The organism is Haloarcula sebkhae, assembly GCF_014647415.1.
Taxonomy (GTDB): Archaea; Halobacteriota; Halobacteria; order Halobacteriales; family Haloarculaceae; genus Haloarcula; species Haloarcula sebkhae.
Genome location: NZ_BMPD01000001.1, coordinates 406784 through 429410 on the forward strand (window position 1 = coordinate 406784; position 22627 = coordinate 429410).

General features: G+C 63.4%; 24 protein-coding genes and 1 pseudogene. 13 read left to right on the forward strand and 12 right to left on the reverse strand.

Annotated elements, in window-relative coordinates:
• Nucleotides 1-8: 8 nt before the first annotated feature.
• The gene (locus tag IEY38_RS02070; protein WP_188974937.1) at nucleotides 9-395 is read right to left on the reverse strand and encodes a hypothetical protein; all 387 of its coding nucleotides are present in this window, start codon (nucleotides 393-395) and stop codon (nucleotides 9-11) included.
• 122 nt (nucleotides 396-517) lie between these two features.
• On the opposite strand from IEY38_RS02070, the gene IEY38_RS02075 reads away from it, so the two are divergent.
• From IEY38_RS02075 to IEY38_RS02085, 3 genes are all read left to right on the forward strand, one after another.
• Nucleotides 518-943: a DUF5518 domain-containing protein gene (locus tag IEY38_RS02075; protein ID WP_188974939.1), complete on the forward strand. Its 426-nt coding sequence runs from the start codon at nucleotides 518-520 to the stop codon at nucleotides 941-943.
• Between the two features lie 81 nt (nucleotides 944-1024).
• The gene (locus IEY38_RS02080) at nucleotides 1025-2107 is read left to right on the forward strand and encodes a geranylgeranyl reductase family protein (protein ID WP_188974941.1); all 1083 of its coding nucleotides are present in this window, start codon (nucleotides 1025-1027) and stop codon (nucleotides 2105-2107) included.
• A gap of 63 nt (nucleotides 2108-2170) precedes the next feature.
• On the forward strand, nucleotides 2171-3175 hold the full coding sequence (locus tag IEY38_RS02085) for an AI-2E family transporter (RefSeq protein WP_188974943.1): 1005 nt from the start codon (nucleotides 2171-2173) through the stop codon (nucleotides 3173-3175).
• A 30-nt stretch (nucleotides 3176-3205) separates the two neighbouring features.
• Here the strand turns inward: IEY38_RS02085 and IEY38_RS02090 are convergent, their stop codons facing one another.
• Entirely contained in the window at nucleotides 3206-4000 is a 795-nt protein-coding gene (locus IEY38_RS02090) for a sulfurtransferase (RefSeq protein WP_188974945.1), read from the reverse strand.
• 264 nt (nucleotides 4001-4264) lie between these two features.
• Between IEY38_RS02090 and IEY38_RS02095 the strand changes: the two genes are divergently transcribed.
• The 3 genes from IEY38_RS02095 (at nucleotide 4265) to IEY38_RS02105 (ending at nucleotide 7306) form a co-directional block, all read left to right on the forward strand.
• Nucleotides 4265-5128, forward strand: a complete 864-nt coding sequence (locus IEY38_RS02095) for a sulfurtransferase (RefSeq protein ID WP_188974947.1) — start codon at nucleotides 4265-4267, stop codon at nucleotides 5126-5128.
• Nucleotides 5129-5355: 227 nt separating this feature from the next.
• Nucleotides 5356-5661, forward strand: a complete 306-nt coding sequence (locus IEY38_RS02100) for a hypothetical protein (RefSeq protein WP_188974949.1) — start codon at nucleotides 5356-5358, stop codon at nucleotides 5659-5661.
• Nucleotides 5662-6070: 409 nt separating this feature from the next.
• Nucleotides 6071-7306, forward strand: coding sequence for an MBL fold metallo-hydrolase (locus IEY38_RS02105; protein WP_188976123.1), 1236 nt, complete (start codon nucleotides 6071-6073; stop codon nucleotides 7304-7306).
• A gap of 28 nt (nucleotides 7307-7334) precedes the next feature.
• Here the strand turns inward: IEY38_RS02105 and IEY38_RS02110 are convergent, their stop codons facing one another.
• Nucleotides 7335-7514, reverse strand: a complete 180-nt coding sequence (locus tag IEY38_RS02110) for a ribbon-helix-helix protein, CopG family (RefSeq protein WP_170096999.1) — start codon at nucleotides 7512-7514, stop codon at nucleotides 7335-7337.
• A gap of 150 nt (nucleotides 7515-7664) precedes the next feature.
• Here IEY38_RS02110 and IEY38_RS02115 point away from each other — a divergent pair, with 150 nt between their 5' ends.
• Nucleotides 7665-8897: a hypothetical protein gene (locus IEY38_RS02115; protein ID WP_188974951.1), complete on the forward strand. Its 1233-nt coding sequence runs from the start codon at nucleotides 7665-7667 to the stop codon at nucleotides 8895-8897.
• Nucleotides 8898-8953: 56 nt separating this feature from the next.
• Nucleotides 8954-9255: pseudogene (locus IEY38_RS21755) on the forward strand (cupin domain-containing protein).
• Between the two features lie 44 nt (nucleotides 9256-9299).
• On the opposite strand, the gene IEY38_RS02125 reads toward IEY38_RS21755, so the two are convergent.
• Both IEY38_RS02125 and IEY38_RS02130 read right to left on the reverse strand, forming a co-directional pair.
• Nucleotides 9300-10376, reverse strand: coding sequence for a CNNM domain-containing protein (locus IEY38_RS02125; RefSeq protein WP_188974953.1), 1077 nt, complete (start codon nucleotides 10374-10376; stop codon nucleotides 9300-9302).
• A gap of 83 nt (nucleotides 10377-10459) precedes the next feature.
• On the reverse strand, nucleotides 10460-11401 hold the full coding sequence (locus tag IEY38_RS02130) for an oxidoreductase (RefSeq protein ID WP_188974955.1): 942 nt from the start codon (nucleotides 11399-11401) through the stop codon (nucleotides 10460-10462).
• A gap of 84 nt (nucleotides 11402-11485) precedes the next feature.
• Between IEY38_RS02130 and IEY38_RS02135 the strand changes: the two genes are divergently transcribed.
• On the forward strand, nucleotides 11486-11740 hold the full coding sequence (locus tag IEY38_RS02135) for a glutaredoxin family protein (protein WP_188974957.1): 255 nt from the start codon (nucleotides 11486-11488) through the stop codon (nucleotides 11738-11740).
• A 187-nt stretch (nucleotides 11741-11927) separates the two neighbouring features.
• Nucleotides 11928-12224: a hypothetical protein gene (locus IEY38_RS02140; RefSeq protein WP_188974959.1), complete on the forward strand. Its 297-nt coding sequence runs from the start codon at nucleotides 11928-11930 to the stop codon at nucleotides 12222-12224.
• A gap of 78 nt (nucleotides 12225-12302) precedes the next feature.
• Here the strand turns inward: IEY38_RS02140 and thiE are convergent, their stop codons facing one another.
• The 7 genes from thiE to IEY38_RS02175 all read right to left on the reverse strand — a co-directional run bounded on the left by thiE (nucleotide 12303) and on the right by IEY38_RS02175 (nucleotide 19682).
• Nucleotides 12303-12938 (reverse strand): thiamine phosphate synthase, encoded by a 636-nt coding sequence (thiE, locus tag IEY38_RS02145; protein WP_188974961.1) that lies wholly within the window; start codon nucleotides 12936-12938, stop codon nucleotides 12303-12305.
• Nucleotides 12939-12980: 42 nt separating this feature from the next.
• The gene (locus IEY38_RS02150) at nucleotides 12981-14042 is read right to left on the reverse strand and encodes a phosphate uptake regulator PhoU (RefSeq protein WP_188974963.1); all 1062 of its coding nucleotides are present in this window, start codon (nucleotides 14040-14042) and stop codon (nucleotides 12981-12983) included.
• A 2-nt stretch (nucleotides 14043-14044) separates the two neighbouring features.
• On the reverse strand, nucleotides 14045-14722 hold the full coding sequence (phoU, locus tag IEY38_RS02155) for a phosphate signaling complex protein PhoU (RefSeq protein ID WP_188974965.1): 678 nt from the start codon (nucleotides 14720-14722) through the stop codon (nucleotides 14045-14047).
• A 3-nt stretch (nucleotides 14723-14725) separates the two neighbouring features.
• On the reverse strand, nucleotides 14726-15631 hold the full coding sequence (gene pstB / locus IEY38_RS02160) for a phosphate ABC transporter ATP-binding protein PstB (protein ID WP_188974967.1): 906 nt from the start codon (nucleotides 15629-15631) through the stop codon (nucleotides 14726-14728).
• A 2-nt stretch (nucleotides 15632-15633) separates the two neighbouring features.
• Complete coding sequence (gene pstA / locus IEY38_RS02165) at nucleotides 15634-17256, reverse strand: phosphate ABC transporter permease PstA (RefSeq protein WP_188974969.1); 1623 nt, start codon at nucleotides 17254-17256, stop codon at nucleotides 15634-15636.
• Nucleotides 17256-18380 (reverse strand): phosphate ABC transporter permease subunit PstC, encoded by a 1125-nt coding sequence (gene pstC, locus IEY38_RS02170; RefSeq protein WP_188974971.1) that lies wholly within the window; start codon nucleotides 18378-18380, stop codon nucleotides 17256-17258. The genes pstA and pstC overlap by 1 nt, the downstream gene beginning before the upstream one ends.
• Nucleotides 18381-18458: 78 nt before the next feature.
• A complete protein-coding gene (locus IEY38_RS02175) occupies nucleotides 18459-19682 on the reverse strand; it encodes a PstS family phosphate ABC transporter substrate-binding protein (RefSeq protein ID WP_188974973.1) in 1224 nt (407 codons plus the stop codon).
• A 176-nt stretch (nucleotides 19683-19858) separates the two neighbouring features.
• Here IEY38_RS02175 and IEY38_RS02180 point away from each other — a divergent pair, with 176 nt between their 5' ends.
• The 3 genes from IEY38_RS02180 to IEY38_RS02190 all read left to right on the forward strand — a co-directional run bounded on the left by IEY38_RS02180 (nucleotide 19859) and on the right by IEY38_RS02190 (nucleotide 22612).
• A complete protein-coding gene (locus tag IEY38_RS02180; protein ID WP_188974975.1) occupies nucleotides 19859-20791 on the forward strand; it encodes a hypothetical protein in 933 nt (310 codons plus the stop codon).
• Nucleotides 20792-20867: 76 nt separating this feature from the next.
• A complete protein-coding gene (locus tag IEY38_RS02185) occupies nucleotides 20868-21161 on the forward strand; it encodes a hypothetical protein (RefSeq protein ID WP_188974977.1) in 294 nt (97 codons plus the stop codon).
• Nucleotides 21162-21607: 446 nt separating this feature from the next.
• On the forward strand, nucleotides 21608-22612 hold the full coding sequence (locus IEY38_RS02190) for a phosphate uptake regulator PhoU (protein WP_188852773.1): 1005 nt from the start codon (nucleotides 21608-21610) through the stop codon (nucleotides 22610-22612).
• The last annotated feature ends 15 nt before the right edge of the window (nucleotides 22613-22627 follow it).

Genomic DNA, 22627 nt, shown 5'->3' on the forward strand with positions numbered 1-22627 from the left:
GTAACCGATCACAGGATGGTGACGGCCGCGTACCCGAGGCCGGTCGTCACCGCCGTCGCGGCGGTCGCAAGCAGGAGAATCTTCGCCGCTTTTCGCCGATCGGCGCGGACGGCCTCGCTGGCGTCGACGCGCCCGCTGGAACCGCCGGACCCCGAGAGGTCGTAGCGGGCCAGCGCACCGAAGGCGACACAGAATCGGAAGTAGTCCTGAAACGCGCCGACGTACCCCCCGAAAACGGAGGGGATAGTCGCCCACAGCGACAGGTCGGGGACCGCACCCACTGCAACGGCGAGGGCGACACCGATGGCGACCGCGAATGAAGCAATGGCCGACAGTCGGCGGGCGCGGCGTTGGTTCGCTCCGATGTTACACACCCCGGGCTGATACTCTGCCATAGGCGGTAACAGGGGCTACACCGACAAATACGCCCTGCTTGGACCGGTGGCGCAACGGACGCTGCCGGCAGTTTGTATCATCAGGGATGTGATTTTTCATTTCGGCGGTCAACCATCCGGCTATGCCCCTCCAATTCAAGCTATCGAAGACGTGGAAGTGTGCCCTCATCGGCGGCCTTGTCCCCGCAGCGTTCACGCTCGTAGACGTGTTGCGGTCAGGATCGGATATCACATTTCAGGGGCTCTTCCTCGGTGGCGTCATCGCAGGATATCTGGTCAAACGCCACGGCGGGACAGGGACTGCCGCCGGAGTCAGAGTCGGACTCATCGGCGGTATTCCAGCGCTCTGGTCGCTGAAAGAGCTGGTGGTCGCTATCCCGACGATTCCGAACCCGCTGTGGTTCCGGGTCGTCGGTGTCGGCATGGCACTGGTAGTGGGCGTACTACTGCTGGTGGTCCCGATGGTGGTCGGTGGCCTGGCCGGCCGCTTCGGCGGCTGGCTGGCCGAGCGACAGGACCATCCACGGGTCCCCACGGCGGGTAGCTGACCCGGCGGTCGTCCCGAAAACAGGGACAGCAGTCCGTCTGAATCGAGAAGCTATTTGGTTCGTGACACCGAGAGAACGTGTATGCACGATGTTGTGGTGGTCGGTGCGGGTCCGGCTGGGTCCCGGTACGCGCGCCAGGCGGCGAGTCGGGGGCTCGACGTGGTGGTGTTCGAACAGGGGGAGATCGGCAAACCACTGGCCTGCTCGGGCCACGTGAGCACAGATATCTGGGAGTTCACCGAGGACGCCCGCGACGAACTGTTTCAGAACGAGATCTCCGGCGCGCGGTTCCACACCGGCGGTCCCGGTAGCCAGGACCACCCCTTCTACAAGGACGAGGTCATCTCGAACGTCATCGACCGCGTGGGCCTCGACAAGCACCTCGCGGAAGTGGCCCGCGACGCCGGTGCGGACGTGCGTGAGGAGCATTCGGTCGTCGGCGTCACCGAAGACAGGGATGGCGTCACCGTCGAAGTACGTGGCGACGACGGCGTCGAGACACACCGGGCGAAGATGGTCGCCGGCTGTGACGGTCCGAAGAGCCGCGTCCGGCGGGAACTCGACCTTCCGGAGCCCGACGAACTGCTGCACGGCGTCCTCGGGTTCAGCGACGAGGTGGATCACAGCGATTTCGTCGATGTCCACCTCACGGTCCCACGGTTTTTCGCCTGGCGTATCCCGCGGGGCGAGGCCGGCGTCGAGTACGGATTGGCGGTGCCGCCGGGCGACGACGCCCGGGGTCGCTTTGAGGAGTTCGTCGACGGCTACGGCGTCGAAACCGACCACCGCTGTTCGGGACTCATCCCGATCGGCCCGCCGAAGCGAGTCACCGGCCGGCGGTCGTTCCTCATCGGCGACGCTGCGGCCCAGACCAAGCCCTTCACCGGCGGCGGCATCCGCTACGGTATGACCGCCGCTGACCACGCTGCACGAGAAATCGATCCCGAGGACCCGGCGACGCTGGGCGAGTACGAGCGGGCGTGGCGCGACGACCTCCGACAGGAGATCCGCCTTGGCCACGCGGTGCGGGCCGGCTACTCCGCGCCGGAGCCGATACAGAAAGCCGGGATGAAAGCCTTCGAGGGCGAGATCGGCGTCCACATGGACCGGCCGACGACGCTGTTCTCCCGGGAGCAGTTAGCAGCGCTGTTCTCCCGGTCCTGATGACGTGTTACCGAACTATCGTGTGCAGGTAACGTTTTTACCGACCGCTGGAAAAGGGCGGGCGTGGTAACACGCCGACGAACCTACGTCCTCGCGGGCTTGCTCGTTCTCACTGGCTGTCTGACGACAGTCCTGCTCGCGCGAGTGCTATCGACGATATTCTTCGCAATCACGGTCGCATACGTGCTGTTCCCCGTCTCGGAATGGCTCGGACGCCACGGGCTCAACAAGCGGCTTTCGGCGGCCGTGACGACAGGTATCGCCTTCGTCAGCGGGGCACTCATCGTCGTCCCGCTCGGGGCCGTGCTGTACCTGCGCCGCCGTGACCTGTTTACATTCTTTCAGCAACTTCCGCCGATGGTGACCATCGATATCGGCGAGTTTAGCTATCCGGTCGAGATTGCGCCGACGCTGATATCAGCACGACGGATACTCACGGATTTCGCAGTCGACCTCGCGGCAGAATCGCCCGTCCTGGCGCTGAAAGCCGTCCTGTTTACGATTCTCGTCTACGCGATGCTCTGGCAGCCACAGGCCCCGAAAAAGGCCGTCTACCGGACGGTGCCGACATCGTATCACGAGGTCGTCAACCGACTCCATCAGCGGCTCCGGGGAACCCTGTACGCGATTTACGTTCTCCAGGCGGCGACGGCGTTCGGGACCTTCGTCGTAGCGTGGCTCGTGTTCTGGATACTGGGCTATCAGGGCGCGTTCGCGCTAGCAGTGGTCGCCGGAATCCTGCAGTTCATCCCCGTTGTCGGCCCCAGCGTCGTCGTCCTGACCATCGCTGTCACGGATGTCATCAACGGTAACATCACCGGTGCGATACTGGTAACCGTGCTCGGCCTCGTCTTCGTCGGCTTCCTCCCCGACGCGGTCATCAGACCGAAGCTCGCCCGCTACACGACCGGCCTCCCAGCTAGCCTCTACTTCGTCGGATTCACCGGCGGCGTGTTGACCCTGGGTGTTATCGGCTTCATCGCCGGGCCAGTCGTCATCGCGCTGTTGGTCGAACTGTCGTCGCTGTTGACGAGCGAGCGACAGGGAGACCAGCAGAAACTGACGTAATGTGGCTGTGCCAGCGGCCGCGACGCCGACTCAGTTGGTCTCCAGCGGCCGCCCCTGTGCCTCCCATTCGGTGAGGCTCCCCTCGTAGAAATCCACCTGCTCGAAGCCCAGGTGGCGCAAGACGACGTAGGTGTGGCTGATTCGACGGGCGGTGTTACAGTAGAGGACGATGCGTTTGTCCGGGACGATGCCCGCGCGTTCAAGAACCGATCGTGCTTCGTCTTGCGGAAGCAGTCCCCGCGTCTCGTCGTCGACGAGGTCCCGCCAGTCCAGCAGGACTGCACCGGGAATGTGGCCTGCGTCGTACTCCTCGTCCTCGCGTGTGTCGACCAGCACCGCGTCAGGGTCGTCCGCGGCATCAGCAACCGCATCCGGGCCGACCAGCGGCGTCGAGTCGGGTCGCGTCACCTCGTAGTTGGTCGGCTCGACGGTCGGCGTCTCGCTCGTCGTCTCCCGTTCGAGTTGCCAACTGGAGAAGTCGCCGTCGAGGAGATGTAGCCGGTCGGGGTCGTGGCCGAACAGTTCCGCAGTGACCAGAAACCGTGCGGCGAAGACGCCGTGGTGGTCGTCGTACGCGACGATATCGCTTTCCGGCGTAATGCCGGCCTCTGAGAGTAGCTTCGCCCAGTCGTCTTCGTCGGGGGGCATCCCCTCACCGGCATCGGACTCCGCGCCGTGTTCGTCCGCCCGGAACGAATCGAAGGGTACGTTCACCGCGCTCGGGAGGTGTCCGAGGCCGTCGTACTCCCAAGCGTCTCGCACGTCGACCACCCGAAGGTCGTCGCCCCGACTCGACACCCACTCCGCAGAGACGAAATCAGTCATCGTCCACGCGTAACCGCTCCGTCCGCTTGAAAACTCCCATCACAGCCGGTCGAAGGTGGCTGCAAATGCTGCCGCCTCTCGCGAGAGCGCGGCCTGATTCATATCCGGACATGGAACGCCATGGCCCCTGTCCGCTGGGCGGCGAACGTAGTGGACAGCGACATATCCCAGTAGAAGCAATATCTGCCGGCACGGTGGATGAGTGGCCGAACATGCCGAAAGTCGTAGTAATATATGTCTGGTAGACTTACGCTTCGATGCATTATGACTGACTACGCTAACGACGTGCTCGTCTCGGCCGACTGGGTCAGCGAGCACCTGGACGAGTTCCAGAGCGACGACCCCGCCCACCGACTGGTAGAGGTGGACGTCGACACGGAACTGTACGACGAGAGCCACGCGCCCGGCGCGATCGGCTTCAACTGGGAGACGCAACTCCAGGACCAGACCACCCGTGACATCCTCGACAAGGAGGACTTCGAGGACCTGCTCGGGTCACACGGCATCAGCGAGGACTCGACAGTCGTCCTCTACGGTGACAACTCGAACTGGTTCGCCGCGTACACATATTGGCAGTTCAAGTACTACGGCCACGACGACGTGAAGCTGCTCGACGGCGGCCGCGAGTACTGGGTCGAGAACGACTACGAACTCACCGACGAAGAGCCCGAGTTCTCCGCGGTCGACTACGAAGCCTCCGGCCCGCGCGAGTCCATCCGCGCCTACCGAGAGGACGTCGAGAACGCCATTGAGCGCGAACTGCCGCTCGTCGACGTTCGCTCGCCCGAGGAGTACTCCGGCGAGATCCTCGCACCCCCTGGACTCCAGGAGACCGCGCAGCGCGGCGGCCACATCCCCGGCGCACAGAACATCTCCTGGGCGGCCGTCACCAACGACGACGGGACGTTCAAAGACTACGACGAACTCGAAGAACTCTACGCCGAGTACGGCATCGACGGCGACTCCACGACGGTCGCCTACTGCCGCATCGGTGAGCGCTCCTCTGTCGCCTGGTTCGCCCTGCACGAACTGCTGGGCTACGACGACACCATCAACTACGACGGCTCCTGGACCGAATGGGGCAATCTGGTTGGTGCGCCTATTGAGAAGGGCGAAGCGGACGACTAAGCGAAGCGAAGGAGTTCGCTTCGTAGCGGAACGGGGAGCCCGTGAGGCGACCCGTGAAGCAGAGCAAAGCCGAGTAAGCGACGGCGCAAAATCGGAGACCTACTTTCGAATTTTTGTGGCGCTGTTCGGTGAGTGACAACGCCCGTAGCCGAGAGAGTGACACGTTCCGAACGGCTCTCTTTCAGTCGGAAAAGACAGCAGTGTTCCCAACCGTACATTCAAGTCAGATGCGGGTCCTACACCCGGGTGTGGACCGAACGGAACTCGAACGGGAACTCCGCGACGCCTTCGACGCCGACCCGGATATCGTCACGGTCGTCGCCAGACAGGCGCGGGACCTCTCGGAGTCGGACCAGTTCGTGACCGACTTCGGGGCGGAACTGACCGTTGAAGATGTCGTCGACAACCTCGCGGACGCGCCCGAGGACTATCAACTCGCCGAGCGATGGAACTGGTGGCTGGGTGCACTTGACCTCTCACACGGCGGCTACGCGCGGTTCAGCGTGCGACAGGACATCGACAAAACGTCTTGACTGTCGCTGTCGGGGATTTCTGTGTGCGAAAAACGGCGCGACGCCAGTCAGTGTACGCTAAGCCCGTGTGCCTCTCGTGCGTGTTCAAGGAGTTCCTCCGTCGTGTCGAACTCCTCACCGCAACTGCACGTGTGGTACGTCGTCGGGGGTTGCTGGCGTGTCGCCATGACAGGTGGATAATGAGCCCCGAGTATAATAATTGTTTATGCTAGCGTGATAACACTGCTCAATCGATGTGTTATCTGTACACAATACTGTAGCCGAAAGCAACGCCCTGACGATTCATAGCCACTGAACGTCCAGATATCGTCATGTTCTGGTTCAAATGTATTCTGTCTGTCCAGCGGCCGGCGACACGGTTCAGTCAGAACCGACGAACGGAAACGGGCACGACGCGTCCATCCCGATAATGGATGTGCAGTTTCTCGGCGGGGCGGGTGAGATCGGGCGGAGCGCCGTTCTCATCGACGAGTCGCTGCTGCTGGATTTCGGGATGTTGACCGACTCGCCGCCACAGTTCCCGGTGCGGACGCCGTCGCCGGACGCCGTCGTCGTCTCGCACGGCCATCTCGACCACGTCGGGACCATCCCGGCGCTGGTGTCGGGCGATGCGCGGCCGCCGATCCACTGGACGCCGCCGACGTACGAACTGGCGATGACGCTCGCGCGTGACACACTCAAGCTCCATGGGGGGACGGTCAACTGTCCCTTTACCGAGACGAACGTCAAGCGAGTTACGCAGGTGTCAGAGACCCACGGCTACCGCGAGTCCTTCGAAGCCGCCGGCTACGAGGTCACCTTCTACAACGCCGGCCACATCCCGGGAAGTGCACACGTCCTCGTCGACGACGGCGACACCCGACTGCTGTACACGGGCGATTTCCACACCGACGACCAGCGCCTCGTGGCCGGGACGACGGCCCGTCCGAACGCGGATGCGGTTATCTGTGAGAGTACCTACGCCGACGTCGACCACGAACCCCGAGAGACAGTTGAGGAGCGGTTCGTCGAAAGCGTCGAGACGACGCTCTGGGAGGGCGGCACCGTCGTCGTACCCGCCTTCGCTATCGGGCGAACGCAGGAGATGCTGCTCGTCTGTGAGGCACACGACATCCCGTGTTACGTCGACGGGATGGGGAAGCAAGTGACCGAGATGCTCGGGCAGTATCCCGAGTTCGTTCGGGACGCGGACGCGCTCCGGCGGGCGAAGTCTCACGCACGGTTCGTCACGGGCAAAGACGGCCAGCGCAAGCGCATCACCGACCAGAAGGCGGCAATCGTCACCACCAGCGGGATGCTCTCGGGCGGCCCGGCGATGACGTACATCCCGGAAATCCGCGGCAATCCGATGAACAAGATCACGATGACCGGATATCAGGTCGAAGGAACGCCGGGTCGGGACCTGCTAGAGACGGGCAGTGCCGAGATCGACGGCCAGATTATGCCGGTCAGCGCACGGGTCGAGCAGTACGACTTTTCGGCACACGCCGACCGAGACGGGCTGTTGGCGTTCCTCGATAGCTACCGCGACACGCCAGTACTCGTGAACCACGGCGACCGCTGTGAAGCGTTTGCAACTACGCTTCGCGAGGATGGCTACGACGCGACAGCGCCCGAGTTAGGCGCGACCGTGGCCCTCCAGTAGGCAGTCACACAGGCGACCGCGGCCCCGCTCAGTCACTCTCGTCAGCATCCTCAGCAGCACGCTGTTTCAGCCACTCGTCAAGCAGGTCGCGGATCGCGGCATCCCGGTTGTCGCGGTGGTCGGCGAACGCCTTGTCGTCGATCGCGTCGAGCAACTCCTCGTCCAGTTCGACCTCGATCGATTCGAGGTCCAGAAACGCTTCGTCCATTGATTACAGGGAGTTAGACGGCCAGAGAAATATATCCTCGTCAGACAGCCGTCGGTCAGTCGCGTGACAGCGGTCACAAAGGCAAGCAACTCCGGAAGAGTATCAGGAAACCGCCGTGCTTTGATTACGGCTCGTGGCGTATCCACAGTGATGGGTTCGCTACAGTCTCTGATCGGTTCCCACCAGCTCGACGCGCTCGGCGCATGGGCGGTAACGGGAATTCTCATGGGTGGCGTCGGACGGTTCGCGGCCGGTGGCGAATTCGATTGGGCGGTACTCACGGCACTCCTCGTCGCTATCGCGGTCACGGTTCCCCTCGCCACGCGAGACCTCGAAACGACGGTCCCGGCGGAGTTGCTCGGACTGGTCGCGGTGCCAGTACTCGTTCGGGCGTTCGGTAGCTTCCCGCAGGTCACCCCGTTCCTCGTAGTCGCCGGGGTCGCACTGTTGCTGGCCGTCGTCCTCGATGCGTGTACTTCGCTGGCGATGACGCCGCGGTTCGCAACGGTGTTCGTCGTCATCGTGACGATGGCCGTCGCGGGTGTCTGGGCGGTCGGTACCTATGCGACCGACACGCTACTGGGAACCACGTTTCTCAATGGGCAGACAGAGCTAATGTGGGATCTCGTCACTGCGACGGCCGCCGGTATCGTCGCCGGCGTCGTGTTCGAACTGTACTTCGAGCGGTCAGCACGCATCGCCCGGTTGCGCGTCTCTGACCCGGATCTCTCGGCAGTTGACCAACCGGGAGCGTCTCTTCCCGGAGACGATCAGCGCCATCGTCTCGCGGTCCGGGCGCTACAGGCTATCCTCGGTGGGATAGCCGTATTCGCACTCGCGCAGGGCAATGTGACGCTGTTCGTCAACAGCGGCGGCCCGCTGATGATAACGTTCCTGCCGGCGCTGTTCCGCCGGGAGTACGGCTACGCGATGAACACTGGTCTCGTGCTGTGGATCACAGTGGCGTCGACGCTGCACGCGGCCGGCGCGTTCGAACTGTACGAGGCGTTTGGCTGGTATGACAGTTTGGCCCACGCCGTCTCGGCATCGCTCGTGGCCGGCGTGGGATACGCGATCGCACGGGCAGTCGAACGCTACTCCGGGGCGGTTGATTTCAACAGGGAGTTCCGCGCAACCTTCGTCGTCCTGTTCGTCCTCGCGGTGGGGGTCGGCTGGGAGATTCTAGAATTTGCCAGCGGCGGCGTTGCGTCGATGATCGGCGGCGAGGCGGTCCTCGCCCAGCACGGAACGAGTGACATCGTGAACGACCTCGTGTTCAATACAGTCGGCGCACTCATCGTCGCGGGCTGGAGTACCGCCCATTTCGAGGGGCTCGCAGCCCGACTCACCGGGCGGGTCGGGCGGCTCACCAGCGGTGAGTGAGTCCCTGCTGTGCGCTCTCCCAAAAGCGACTCGGCCGTACAGACGGACGGAAACGTATGGAGCAGGCGCAGCTCGGTTTCGACCGCTACTTCGAGGTCGCCATAGAGTCCGACGAGGCACAGGCTGCGGAGATGACTGTCGAGCCCGGCCGGTCCGTCGGCGGGCCGGAGAACTACCACGCTGACAGCGACCAGTGGCTGTTCGTGGTCAGCGGAACCGTATCGTCACAGTCGATGGCGAGACCCACCGGATCGACGCCAGCGACCTCGTCCGCATCGAGGCCGGCGAACGCCACAGCATCGAAAACGACGGGACCGAGCCACTGGAGACGGTCAACTTCTACACGCCGCCGCGATAGCCGCCTCAGGACTCGGTATCATCGACCCGCAAATGTCTTCAGCGTCAGGCGACGCCGGCCTCGGCGTCCATCGGGTCCTGAATGTCGCCGACGACCTCTTCGAGCAGGTCTGTGACCGTCACCAGCCCGACGACCTCGCCGTCCGCAAGGACGAACGCGAGTTCCTGGCGCTCGGTCTGGAACTGGTCGATGGCGTCACTGACGGTCGTGTCCGGCGACATCGTCATCGGCGGCGAGGCGACGGCTTCGAGGTCGATGCGGTCAAGCAGACCACCGTCACCGGCCTGCTCCTCACGCTCGTCGACGAGCGCGGGGATGTAGACGATGCCGAGGAAGTCTTCGAGCGTCTCGCCGACGAGCGGATAGCGGGTGTGGGGCGTCTCGGCGATCCGCTTGGCGTTGGTCGCGTCGTCATCGGTAGGCGACAGCGCAACGATGTCTTCCCGGGGGACCATCACCTCGCTGACTTCGCGGTCACCGACGCGGAACGCGGAGAGGACTTCCTCGCGGCGTTCATCGGACACGTCGCCGCGGTCGAGGACGGAGCCGAGTTCGGTGCGCAGTTCTGCGCGGGACTCGATGGTATCGACTTCGGTTTCGAGCCACGCGCCGGACATCTCGACGCCGAACAGGCCCAGCGTCCACTTTGCGACCCCGTCACCGACGGCGATAATCGGCGAGATGAGCCTGGCAAAGTAGTACAGCGGTGTCGCACCGTATCGGCAGACGAACTTCGCGCGCTCGACGCCGAGATACGTCGGCGTCTGCTCGCCGTGAGTCAGGTGGACGAGGTTGATGAGGAGGAACGCAATAGCACCGCCGAGACCGACGCCGGCCAGGACCGATGACTCGAAGTACGGCTCGAAGATGGCCGCAAGCGCCGGTTCCGCGATGATACCGACGGCGATGCTGGAGGCGGTGATACCGACCTGACAACTGGTGAGATAGATCTCCAGATCGTCGGTCATCTCCCAGGCGCGCCGGAGGCCGGGCTCGTCGAACTCCGATTCGGTGTACTGTCTGGCTCTCGTCAGCGCGAACTCGATGGCGACGAAGAAGCCGTTCGCGAGGATCAGGGCGAGTCCTGCAAGCAGCCTGACCGCGATTTCGACTGGTTGCATGTGCCGGCGAAGTTCACGTTCCGCCGGTGAAAAAGTGGGGATTGCCGGTCCCGCTCGCGTCGCAGCAGCGCTGTCGGCTGTTCTCAGGTGCTCCCGAAGTCGTACTCGACGCCGGTGAGGTCAGTCGAGACTTCCCAGAGCCGCTCGGCGGTCTCCTCGTCACGCGAGGCGTCGTTGGACTGCTGGAACTCGGGCGGGCCACGCATGTCGAACAGTCCGCCGGGCCCGACGTACTCCCCGCCGATGACATCCTCGGCGGTGGCGGCGTACAGCATCGGCAGCGCGCCCTGTTCGGCGGACTGGGCGAGCACGGCGTTGGCAACGCCCATGGCCGCGGTTCGCAGCGTCGACCCCATCTCCCGCGGCCCGCGGAACTGGAGGTCGGTGTCGGCGTAGCCGGGATGACAGGCGACGCTTAGCACGTCGTCCCAGCCGTGGTTGCCAAGCCGGCGCTGCAGTTCGTAGGCAAAGAGCAGATTGGCGAGCTTGCTCTGGCCATACGCCGACCATTTCCCGTAGGAGCGCTCGCGCTGGAGGTCATCGAAGTCGATCTCGCCCATCTCGTGTGCGCCGCTGGACTGCGTGACGATTCGGGATTCACTATCGGCGGCCCCGAGCAGGTCCAGCAGGTGCCCAGTCAGGGCGAAGTGGCCCAGATGGTTGACGCCGAACTGCGTCTCGAAGCCGTCGACCGTCTCGCTCCGGGGAATCGCCATGACGCCGGCGTTGTTACAGAGAATGTCGACGGCGTCGTAGTCGTCCCGGAGGGCGTCGGCGAACGACGCGATGTTCGACAGGTCGGCCAAGTCACACTCCCGGACATCGAGCGTCGCGTTCGGAACGGCCTCGCGGATCTCCGCAGCGGCCGACTCACCGCGTTCGACGCTCCGGCAGGCCATCACCACCGTTGCGCCCCTGCGAGCGAACGCTTTCGAGCCTTCGAGTCCCAGCCCGCTGTTCGCGCCAGTCACAACCACGGTCCGGTCCGTCAGCGGGGGCATGTCTTCGATAGTCCAGCCTGTCATTGGCACGGTTACGGGCGCGAGACACTGAAACCCATCGCCGGTGGGAGAGTGAGAGTCTTATGCCGTCGCCCCCGTGTTCCAGTGATGAGCGACGTGTCGATCACCGTCTACACGCGCGAGAACTGCCATCTCTGTGAGGAAGCCATCGAGACAATTGAGCGAGTCGCCGACGACGAGGGACTCACCATCGCGCTGGACCTCGTCGACGTCGACGAAGACCCCAACCTCCGCGAGGAGTACGGCGAGCGCGTCCCGTATGTCCTCGTCGACGAGTCGCCGGCATTCAAATACCACGTCGACGAGCGACAGTTGCGCGAGAAACTGCAGCAGTCGGCGTAGCCGGAGGGCGTCGTAATCAGCGGGCTATGGGCATCGAGTGAACAGTCGGTAGCCTCCCGCTGCGAGTGTCACACAGCGGGTCAGACACTCACCGACAGTGAAGCAGATCGCTCACTACTGAGACCAGCTCGGGTCTCTCAACCATGTGCCAGTGAGCTTATCATTTCTCGGTGGTAATGTGTCGGCGATGCCCTCCAGTATTAGTGAGACGATCTTCAGCAAACCGTCCGGACGCCCAATTTCACTCGTCCACGCCGCCGGCACGCTCATTTTCGCCGGTCTGTATATCTATGGCCGGGTTGTGGGTGGGTCTTCCGGTGGTTGGCTGCTCGTCATGGTACTCGGGACCGGAATAGCCGGCATCGCCGAAGCACTGCCGGAGCGGCGGCGGCAAACGGCTGGTGTCCTTCGCTCCGTCGCGATTCTTGTGCTCCTCTGTCTCGTCGTTGTGTCCGTCGTTGCACCCGACTTCATCGTGGGCTGACTGCTGTACTGTCTCGGGAGTCGTCTCGTTGCCCTCCCACAGGTACGTTGGAATGCAAGTCGTCGACGGCTGCCGGTGCTACTGACTGCGTTCGACTGCGTGTTGCAATGCTTCAGCCGCCGCCGCCGGGTCGTCAGCCCGCGTAATTGCTGTGATAACAGCCACACCGCCGGCTCCGGCTTCGACGACTTCGGTGGCGTTCTCGGTCGTGATGCCACCGATGCCGACAAAGGGGATGTCTACTGCCTCGGCGATAGCAGCGACGCGGTCGGTGCCGACGGCGTACTCGTCGTCGTCGATATCGTCTTTCGAGCCAGTGGCAAACACCGCGCCGACACCGAGGTAGTCCGCACCGGCCGCCGCCGCTTCCCGAGCGTCTTCGACAGTCGAGACCGAGCGCCCGATGAGCGCGTCGTCTCCCAGAAGCTCCCGCGCAACGGGAACTGGAAGGTCGTCGTCGCCGAGGTGGACCCCGTCGGCGTCGAGTGCCTGGGCGATGTCCACGCGGTCGTTGACGACGAACGTGACGCCGGCCTCGCGGGTCAGTTCCCGCAGTTCCAGACCGAGTTCGTAGCGTTCGCGTGCGGTCCGATCCTTTTCGCGAAGCTGGACGACGCCGACGCCGCCGTCGATCGCCTCCGCAACGATTTCGTCGGTTGTCCGATCCGCCGAGAGCGATGCCTGCGTGACGAGGTACACGTCCCAGTCGACCATAGCGGGTCTCGGAACCGATGGCCCTTGTGTGCTGTGCGTTCGTCAGGACTCCGTTTCGGCTGTCGAACTCGGCGTGTTTGCCTCGTCAGTGTCGGCTTTGTCAGCCGTGAGCGCGCCGTCGCGGACGGCCATCCGAAGCCCGAACTCGGCGATGTTACCGCCGTGTTCCGCTGTTCTGGCGAGGCTATCGAGAGCGCGCGTGAGCCGGTAGTCGGCGTCACCGGCCTCGAACAGCTGTCGGTCGAGACTGGTTATCCGCTCTCGGACATCCCGGCGCGTGGCCAGTGTCTGTCGGGCGGTGTCGACGCAGGCGTCGCCGATGATGACGCTGACTGCGTCTTTGACGATGGTGTGGATATCCTGTGCAATGTCAGCGAGGGCCGTGACAATGGGTCCGTCGGGCTGGCCGTTGAGTTGGTCGGCGACCGTTCCGATGCGCTCTGCGTGATCGGCCACGCGTTCGAGGTCGTTCGCAGTCCCCCAGAGAGTGAACAGTTCCGGGCGCGTCAGGCCGAGTGCGTCGATCTCGTCGAGGCGACCCAGACTCCGCTCGAAATAGCGGTCGATCATGGCGTACAGCCGGTCGGCCTGATCGTCCCGGTCGGCCCAGCGGTCGCCGGCCGTCCCGGTCGTGAGCGCAGCCATCGCGTCCCGGTGCATCGACAGCGCGACGAACTGGAGCTGACGGACCGACTGTCTGACCGACACCTCTCTGGCGTCGAGCAGTGTCTGGACCGTCACCTGTGATTCGGTCTCCTCGGCGACAGTCACGCCGGTCAAGTTTCGAGTGACGCGTTCGATCGCCCGGTGTTGTTTGTCAGTGAAGCTGTCGGGAGCTTCGAGGACGACGGACTCGACACCGGCGGCGTAAGCGGCCCGAAGCAGCTGTTCTATCTCCGCCGGGTCGTCGTTTCCGGCTTCCAGTGTGACGTGGTTCCGCGGTGCGGTCCGGGACTCCGGGGTCTGAATCACAAGCAGCCCGTCGATGTGTGTGTGGAGGTTCACCGTCGTCCCGGCCGTACAGTTCTCCGATTCGGCCCACTCTTTCGGTAGCGAAACGGTGTACGTGCCGCCGCCGACGGTCTGTACCTTTCGGGTTTCCATGGTTAATAGATGAGTTCCGAATCAGTTTCGACCATATACAGGGTGCGTGCCGCGATGTTGACAGCGTGGTCACCGACTCGTTCGAGGTCCCGGACCGTCAACAGGAGTCGGGACACGTCGTCGAGCAGCTGCTCGACCGCCCAGCCGTCGTCGCCGTTGGCCTCTCGTTCGATGAGGTCCCGGGCGACGGTTTCGCTGGCCCGCTGACAGAGCGTGTCGAGCGCATCGTCGTCAGCAGCGATAGCACGGCACTCCTCGATAGCTTCCCGCCGATAGGCGTCGATACTGCGCTCGACCATCTCAGTGGCTTCGCGGCCGATCGTGTCGACGTCGACATCCGGGGCGAGTCGACGGTCGGCCGACAGGGCGTACTCGGCGAGGTTCGTCGCGAGGTCCGCGACGCGTTCGAGATCGGTGATAATCTTGAACGAGGCCGCGACGAATCGGAGGTCCGTCGCGACCGGTTGCTGGAGGGCAAACAGGTCAATACAGTCGGCTTCGAGGGCCAGATACAGTTCGTTGACCTCGTCGTCGCCGTTGATGACCGACTGCGCCAGGTCTTCATCGGCGGACCGTAGCGCGGTAAGCGCTGCATCGAGACGCTCGACGACGAGTTCGCCCATCGCGACCACGTCCTTCCGAAGTTCGTCCAGTTGTTGCTGGTACGACTCGCGTGACATGGGTCACCCGAACTTGCCGGTGATGTAGTCCTCGACGCGCTGGCTCTCGGGGTTCTCGAAGATCTTGTCCGTGTCGTCGTACTCGACGAGCTTGCCGCCGGTGAGGAACACGGCGGTCTGATCGGAAATACGGGCCGCCTGTTGCATATTGTGAGTGACGATGACGACAGTGTAGTCCTCGGCCAGATCGTGAATGAGGTCCTCGATCTTCGAGGTGGCGATGGGGTCCAGCGCCGACGCCGGCTCATCCATCAGGATGACCTCAGGGTCGACTGACAGGCACCGGGCGATACAGAGCCGTTGTTGTTGCCCACCGGAGAGACCGAGGGCATTGTCGTCAAGACGGTCGGCGACCTCGTCCCAGAGCGCGGCCTGGCGCAGGGACTGCTCGACTAGCTCTTCGGCCTCGTCCCAGTCATCACGGCCGAGCAGGCGCGCGAGCAGACCCGTCTCGATATCGCCGTGCTTGCGTGGACCGTAGGTGATGTTCTCGTGGATGGACTTGGGGAAGGGGTTCGGTGACTGGAACACCATGCCGACGCGCTTGCGGAGTTCGACCAGGTCGATTCCCTCTTGATAGATCTCCTTGCCGTCGAACTGAACCGACCCGTCAACCCGCGCCGAGCGGATGCGGTCGTTCATCCGGTTGAGCGAGCGCAGGAACGTCGACTTCCCACACCCGGAGGGGCCAATGAGCGCCGTAACGCTCTTTTCGGGGATCTCGATGGTGACGTCCTTGAGGGCGTGGTCGTCGCCGTAGTAGACATCGAGGCCCTCGCTGGTGAGCTTGGCCTCTCCCTGGAACTTGTAGTCAGTCCAAGACTCTTGGACCTGTTCTATGGTCTCGCCCGCGGTCGTTTCTATCGTGCTGTCTGTATCGGTTCTCTCTGAATGTGTGGTTTCGCTCATGATCACTCGTACTGGAGTTTCCGTCGGAAGTAGTAGCGCGCCCCGATACCGATAGCGTAGAACGACAGGACGACGACGAGGAGGATCAGCGCCGTCGCCCAGCGGAAGTCGTTCGGGTTCGCGACGCTATCGCCTAACCCCACGCCCGCGGTGATGAGCGCGAACAGCTGGTAGGGTAACGCCGAGGTCGCCTGGAGGAGTTCCGGATTGGCGACGAACGGCGGCGTCGCCGTGAACTTGAACCCCCCAATGACGTCGACGGTCTGGCTGCCGGGGACGAAGGTGCCACCGGCCATCGTCAGCAGGATAGGTGCCGTCTCGCCGGCGATGCGGCCAACGCCGAGGATGACGCCAGTGACGACACCGGGGAGGGCCGCGGGCAAGACGACGCTGCGGATGGTCTGCCATTTGGTGACTCCGAGGGCGGCACTGGCGTCGCGGTACTCGTCGGGGACCGACAGCATGGCCTCACGGCTCGTGATGAGCACCAGCGGCAACAGCATGAACCCGAGTGTGAGCATCCCCGACAGCAACGACTTCCCGTTGCCAAAGCGGGGGATGAGGAAGGCGAAGCCGAACAGGCCGAAGACGATGCTGGGTGTGCTCCAGAGGCCGTTGGTGGCCACCTCGACGGCCTGGGTGAACCGTCCGCGCTCGGCGTACTCCGTGAGGAAGATGGCAGCGCCGATCCCGAGCGGCACCGCGAACAGGACGGCACCGATCACCAGCCAAAACGTCCCGACGATGGCGGGCAGGACGCCCTGGTAGTCGTTCAGCAGTGCCACGCCATTCATCACGAACGGTAGCGACACCGGCAACTGGACGCTGAGGCCAAACAGGCCGACCTCGGGGCCGACGCCCAGCCCTATCTCGGCCCCGGTGAGCAGCCCCGGGATGCCCCGGAAGACGGTGAACGCCAGCAGAATGACGAGTACCGCAACGATGGATAGCGCGTTCACGTAGACGAGGGCATACGCGCCGACGTGGCGGCCGCGGGCCCCGAACCCGCCGTAGGCCTTCGCGGCAGCCCACCCGACGTACAGTGACGTCGCGAGCGTCAACGCCGGGACGACGAACCCGGCGGTAAGCGACGCCTGTTGCTCCCAGCCGAGGTCCCAGACCCACTCCGGCCCGATGATGCCGCTGAGGAGGACCAGCCCGGCCAGTATCGAGAGTGCGCCGATCGGGAGCGTCGACCCGAGGTCCTCGCGGGGGAACGCGGTGGCCGCGAACGCGACTGCGCCGGTGACAAGGCCGAGAACTACACCGCCCGCGGAACCGGATCCGAGCATGATCGACCCGACGCTGACGCCAGCGACGAACCACGGGACGGCCGCGGCGACGGCTGCGACGAGACCGGCGGTCGGGCTGGGTGTCGTCTCCACGTAGCCGAGGTAGGACCCGATTCCGAACGTGATGATCGCGCCGCCGAGGAGGATTAGCAGGCCACCGACCAGCGGAACGACCGGAACTCCCACGAGGGTGCCGGTGACCGACACCACGTCGAAGAACGTGGCCAGCGAGAGCGCAAACAGGAGGGCGGCCAGACCCACGGCGATCCCAGCGACGGCCTCGGTGGAGTCCGTCCTGCCGCTGATCAGGTCGGACTCGGTCGCGCTCGCCATTAGACCTCACCCCCAAGCTTCTTTCGCATCCGCCACTCGATGTACTGGGACCCAATAGAGATGATCAGGACTGTGACAAAAAGAATGGTCCCGGCGACGAACAGCGCGTCCATCTGGAGGCCGTCGGCCTCCCCGTAGTTGCGGGCGATGAGCGACGTGAGCGTCTCCTGCCCGTAGAAGACGTTGATGAGCGGGTCAGTGAGCCGCGGGACACCCCGGAGCATCACCGTCGCAGCCATCGTCTCCCCGATGGCCCGGCCGACTCCGAGTATCACCGCAGCGGAGACGCCCGAGAACGCCGCAGGGAGTGTGATCGAGGTCATCGTCTGCCAGTCGGTCGTCCCGACGGCCAGCGACCCGCTCTTCATCGACTCGGGCACGCTGCTCAGCGCATCTTCGGCGACGGAAACCACCGTCGGCAGCGCCATGAGGCCGACGACGATACCGACAAACAGGTATGTCCCCTGGCCGGTGGTCTGGAACTGCCTGCTGGCCCAGGGACTCAACAGCGTGAACCCGATGAATCCGTAGATGATGGAGGGGATGCCAGCGAGGATCTCGACGCCGGGTTTGACGATATCACGGACCGCCGGCGGTGCGATCTCCGAGAGAAACAGGGCGGCGGCAACGCCGAGCGGGGCCGCCACCACGGTCGCGATGACCGTCACAACGAGCGTCCCGTGGATCATCGGGACCATCGAGTACCTGACTGGATCGCTCACGGCGTCCCACCGCGTCTCGAGGAACATCCGGAGGCCGGGCACCTCGACGCCGAACACCCGCATGCTCTCGTAGCTGAGTACCGGCATAGAAGCCTGGAAAATGAACACGATGATGAGGCCGAGTATCAGGAGCGTCGAGGCAGTCATCGCCAGCGTCAACGCTCGTGCGGTCAGTTCTTGGTGCCGCAGCCAGCCATAGCCGGCAGTGATCAAAAACAGCGCGAACGGGGCTATCGTCAGCGAGGAGACGGCGAGGAACCCTGCCAGCGCAGCCAGCAGGGCCGTAGACATCACCGAGACAGTCACCAGTGCCCCGGTCTCGGTGCGGTCGACGAACCGTCTTGCCTGCCGTATCCTGCGTTGTCCCGTGCCGGTCCCCGGCTCGTTTGTAGTTTCAGTCATGTGGGGGAGTGTAGTAGTTTAAGATTTGACAGTATGAGAACGTGAAGATTTCATTAAGCGAAGACGGAGTCGACAGCGTCAGGGCTTGACTTGGTTGACCGCTTCCTGCATCTCCTCGAGATCGGAGGTCGGCAGTGGGATGTAATTGTTGTCCTCGACGAAGAGCGTCTGGCCGAACTCCGTCAGGAACATGTTGATGAAGGCGGCCTCACGCCGGTCGCGGCCCCCGCCGTTGGGGTTGCCCTCCTCGATGAGCGTGTACATGTGGAGGTCCCGATTAAGCGGGTAGTCGCTGTCGTAGATCGTGTGTTCGGCGTTACGGTCAGGCTCGTAGACCGTCCCCTCGAAGTCGATGGCGATGGGAAGGACTTGGTCGCTGGTGAACGCCAGCGCCATGTAGGCGATGGCGCCGTCGTTCTGGGAGACCAGCTGGGCGACCTGCTGGTTCTGGCCCTGGCGGGTGTCGACTTCCATCGACGCGTTCGCGTCACCAAGCATGTTCAGGCGGAAGGAGGTGTCCGTCCCGGAGCCCTCGGCGCGACCGATGACGTAGATCTCTTGGTCGTAGCTGACTCCGTCGAGGTCGCTCCAGTTGTCGACCTCGCCCTGATATATCGCACGAATCTGGTCGCCCGTCAGCTGATCGATACCTTCGTCGGAGACGTCTTTGCTGACGACGACCGGCTGACCGTCACGACCGACGACGTTATCGACGACCGTGTTGTCGCGCTTCTCCTCGCTCCATCCCAGCTCCGCGGTAATGGGGCCGGAAGAGTTACCGATGTCGACGAGCCCGTTGACGACGGCCTCACAGCCGGTCCCGGAGTGGCTCAGGCCGACTGTGGTCTGGAACGGAGCTTCCGAGCGTTGCTCCGTGGGCTCGAAGCCGAACTGGCTGGCGAAGTAGTCGGCCAGCAGCATGTCGGTGTCGATCTCGTCCCAGCCGGGGACGCTGCCTTCGTCGTTCTCGCCCCAGTATTCGCCGTCACTCGGCGGCGCGTTGGAGTTCCAGTATGAGCTCCCCTTGTTCGCGATGGGGTACACCGTCGAGGAACCCTCGGCGTCAAGCAGTTCGGTCGAGTTGCCTCCGCCCGAGTCGTCGCTGGTCTCGTCCGAGGAACCGTCACTGGTCATGTCCGAAGAACCGTCGCTGGTCTCATCGCCACCGCTGCTTCCATCGGAGCCCCCGTCCGAGCTGGACTGACCACCACAGCCGGCTAGACCGGCTGCCCCGACCGCACCCGATGTGAGAAGGAATTTGCGACGTGACACCCGTTTCGACCGTTCTCTGTCTGACGTCATCAACTGAAAGGGGAGATGGGATAACTAAAGCGATTTATAATACTGGCCTGTTACCCTCTCTACTCCCCAATATCAATAGATATGGATACAGTGTCTATGTGAGGAAATATACTGCTATTATTTCTATATATTGAACGACGGAAAAGATGATACCGCTCCGACGCGACCGATCGCTCATGAGCCGAGCAGACGGGGACCGCAACCTGGCTGACCGACAGTTGGAGACGGCAGTCGACGACGTGGTGGCCGCGGAGGACGTTGCCCGCGAGACGGCGAGGGCAACGCTGAGCCGCGTCGCCGAGGATGGAGTCATCACCATCGATGCCTTCGAAGCGGCACTCAGCGAGACGGCGAAGGTCCTCTCGACAGCCGAGACACGGACTGAACTGGCCGTCTCGGCTCTCGACGACGCACGAGCGGCGGCCGAACCGGTCGCCAACCTGGCTGTCGTCCAGACACGATTGGACGACCTGGCGGCAGAGGTCGATGCAGCGACGGCGGACCTCGAAACCGTCCAGGCGGCACTCGGAGCGATCACCGGCCGCGACACGGGAGTCACCTACACCGCGGTCCGGGAGATGCGGGACGTGTATGAGGACGCCTCGTCGGTTCAGGGGCGTGCCGACGAGGTTCAGGTCGCTCTTGCGGAGTTCGAGACGTGGGTGACTGACGAAGACGAACGCGCTGCCGGGGTACATGCAGACGTGGACGACCTCGCGGCAGCAGTCGACGCACTTGAGGATTCGGTCGAGGATGTCATGGTGGACGGCGATGCGGCAGCTTGGGCCGATACAGCGATACAGCGCGCGTCGCTCGCCCTCTTTGTCAGGGATCTTCGAGCCGAGCTGGACACGCTCCGGTCGTGGCCAGTTGCGACCGACGGAGATCCCGACTGGGACGCTGTCGCGGAACGCATCGACGCGCTCGACGAGCGGGTGACCGATATGGCTTCGAGCCTAGAACGAGCCGGCCAGCCAGCGTGGCGAGACCGTCACGGGGCGTCCGTCGATGCGGTGGAACAGGCGCTATCGGACTGGCAACCACCCGTCGACTGGGCCGCCGTTCAGTCGGAGCTCGACGACCTTCGCCCGGCCGACCGCACGACGTGATTGTTTCAAGCACCGACGCGCTCGTCAGTTACTACCGGCGTACGCTATTCTGTGGTGTATTTCGACGCGAATTCCGGTGCAAAAGCTAATACTGCCGTCGACCTATCCCCGAACGGTTGAACCGACCACTGACGGCGCTGTGCTCCGACCGATGGAACTGTCGACCCTCCCGGCAACAGTGATCCCGCTCTCCGTGAGCGAGGCGTGGAACGTCACCGCACAAGTGGTCGTGATAGAGACAGGTCTAATTCGGTCAGTTCAGGTTCGGTACGACACAACCATTCGCAGCGAGCAGGTCCACGTAGAAATTCGACACCGGACCCGCACAGTCAGGAATACGAGCGTCAATCGCCCGGAGTGGGCCGCCTAACTGTGCGCCAACTACCCTACATTTCGCTCAACCTGATGGCCTCGCTCGTGGAGGGTGGGCTTTGATTTCCTTCGACGTGCGGTCCGGTCGATTGCACGCCACGTACACCCGCACGAACACAAACCTGACGAGACAGATAATGAGTAGCCTACTATGATGGATATATTGTGTACTATACTACTATATAGAATTGATGTGTTAAAAAACCCACAAACAAGCATAACTATATCTGGACTTTTACCGCCTCAGGCCACTAGAGGCCCGAATACTGCGTATGTGGGCGAGCGTCCGGAAGTAGCATTTTCAGCCCGTTGAATTTCTCATACCAGTAAATATCTCCGCAGGTTCGGCGTTTAGCCGGTAAATATGTCCCCAAATATTAGAGCTCGGATATAGTATATAGATATGAGTGGATTTATATCATCTCGTGAACGAGTGCCAGTCACATGGAGACACGCAAGGTCCAGGTGACAGGCGGATCGACGTACACCGTCTCCCTACCCAAGGAATGGGCGACAGAAAACGACGTGAGCGCGGGCAGCGTCGTCGAATTCCACGCCGAACGGGACCTGCTGTTGCTCGCTCCACAGCGGGACAACGGCCGCGTGGAGGGGAGTCTCGACGTGGATGGACTCGAAAACAGGCACGAACTCACGCGGGCGGTGATGACGATGTACGTCAGCGGCTTCGACATCATCCAACTCGAAGCGACTCGGATAACGGCCGAGCAGCGTCGCATCATCCGCGATGCGACCCAGGGACTGGTCGGTTTAGAGATGATCGAGGAGACGACCGACCGGGTCGTCCTGCAGGACCTGCTCGATTCGTCGGAACTGTCGGTCCACAACGCGATCACACGAATGCGGCTGGTCTCGCTGACGATGCTCTCCGACGCTGTCGAGGCACTCATCGAAGACGACGACGACCTTGCGGCGGATGTGATGCAACGCGACGACGACGTGGACCGCCTCTGGTACATGGTTTCGCGCGTGTTCCGAACCGTCCTCCGAAACCCAACGGCAGCGAACGAGATCGGGTTCCCTCGCGAGACTGTCTTCGACTTCCAGTCTAGTGCCCGCCAGCTAGAGCGTATCGCCGACCACGCGACCAAGATCGCCAGCCTCTCCCAGGAAATCGGGGAGATCACCGGGGAAACCGCCGACCTGCTCGATCAGCTGGAAGCAGAGGCGATTGCTGTCCCCGAAACCGCGATGGACGCCCTGTTGACCGAGGACTCCGACGAAGCCGTCGAGCTGGCAAACGAGGCCCGGAGCCAGATCCCCGGTGTCGACGAGACTGCCCGTGAGGTCGACGGGCAGATCCGCGAGTTCGACCCACAGAGCGCACAGGTACTGGGCCTCATCGTCGATTCCCTGTCCCGGACTGCTGACTACGGCGGTAACATCGCCGAGAGCGCGCTCCAGAAGGCTGCGCCGCGACCGCAGTCCTGACGAATCCGCAAAACG

Coding starts and splice junctions, on each gene's coding strand:
- IEY38_RS02070 (WP_188974937.1), bottom strand. CDS start 395: ATGGCAGAGTATCAGCCCGGGGTGTGTAACATCGGAGCGAACCAACGC.
- IEY38_RS02075 (WP_188974939.1), top strand. CDS start 518: ATGCCCCTCCAATTCAAGCTATCGAAGACGTGGAAGTGTGCCCTCATC.
- IEY38_RS02080 (WP_188974941.1), top strand. CDS start 1,025: ATGCACGATGTTGTGGTGGTCGGTGCGGGTCCGGCTGGGTCCCGGTAC.
- IEY38_RS02090 (WP_188974945.1), bottom strand. CDS start 4,000: ATGACTGATTTCGTCTCTGCGGAGTGGGTGTCGAGTCGGGGCGACGAC.
- IEY38_RS02095 (WP_188974947.1), top strand. CDS start 4,265: ATGACTGACTACGCTAACGACGTGCTCGTCTCGGCCGACTGGGTCAGC.
- IEY38_RS02100 (WP_188974949.1), top strand. CDS start 5,356: ATGCGGGTCCTACACCCGGGTGTGGACCGAACGGAACTCGAACGGGAA.
- IEY38_RS02105 (WP_188976123.1), top strand. CDS start 6,071: ATGGATGTGCAGTTTCTCGGCGGGGCGGGTGAGATCGGGCGGAGCGCC.
- IEY38_RS02110 (WP_170096999.1), bottom strand. CDS start 7,514: ATGGACGAAGCGTTTCTGGACCTCGAATCGATCGAGGTCGAACTGGAC.
- IEY38_RS02115 (WP_188974951.1), top strand. CDS start 7,665: ATGGGTTCGCTACAGTCTCTGATCGGTTCCCACCAGCTCGACGCGCTC.
- IEY38_RS02125 (WP_188974953.1), bottom strand. CDS start 10,376: ATGCAACCAGTCGAAATCGCGGTCAGGCTGCTTGCAGGACTCGCCCTG.
- IEY38_RS02130 (WP_188974955.1), bottom strand. CDS start 11,401: ATGACAGGCTGGACTATCGAAGACATGCCCCCGCTGACGGACCGGACC.
- IEY38_RS02135 (WP_188974957.1), top strand. CDS start 11,486: ATGAGCGACGTGTCGATCACCGTCTACACGCGCGAGAACTGCCATCTC.
- IEY38_RS02140 (WP_188974959.1), top strand. CDS start 11,928: ATGCCCTCCAGTATTAGTGAGACGATCTTCAGCAAACCGTCCGGACGC.
- thiE (WP_188974961.1), bottom strand. CDS start 12,938: ATGGTCGACTGGGACGTGTACCTCGTCACGCAGGCATCGCTCTCGGCG.
- IEY38_RS02150 (WP_188974963.1), bottom strand. CDS start 14,042: ATGGAAACCCGAAAGGTACAGACCGTCGGCGGCGGCACGTACACCGTT.
- phoU (WP_188974965.1), bottom strand. CDS start 14,722: ATGTCACGCGAGTCGTACCAGCAACAACTGGACGAACTTCGGAAGGAC.
- pstB (WP_188974967.1), bottom strand. CDS start 15,631: ATGAGCGAAACCACACATTCAGAGAGAACCGATACAGACAGCACGATA.
- pstA (WP_188974969.1), bottom strand. CDS start 17,256: ATGGCGAGCGCGACCGAGTCCGACCTGATCAGCGGCAGGACGGACTCC.
- pstC (WP_188974971.1), bottom strand. CDS start 18,380: ATGACTGAAACTACAAACGAGCCGGGGACCGGCACGGGACAACGCAGG.
- IEY38_RS02175 (WP_188974973.1), bottom strand. CDS start 19,682: ATGACGTCAGACAGAGAACGGTCGAAACGGGTGTCACGTCGCAAATTC.
- IEY38_RS02180 (WP_188974975.1), top strand. CDS start 19,859: ATGAGCCGAGCAGACGGGGACCGCAACCTGGCTGACCGACAGTTGGAG.
- IEY38_RS02190 (WP_188852773.1), top strand. CDS start 21,608: ATGGAGACACGCAAGGTCCAGGTGACAGGCGGATCGACGTACACCGTC.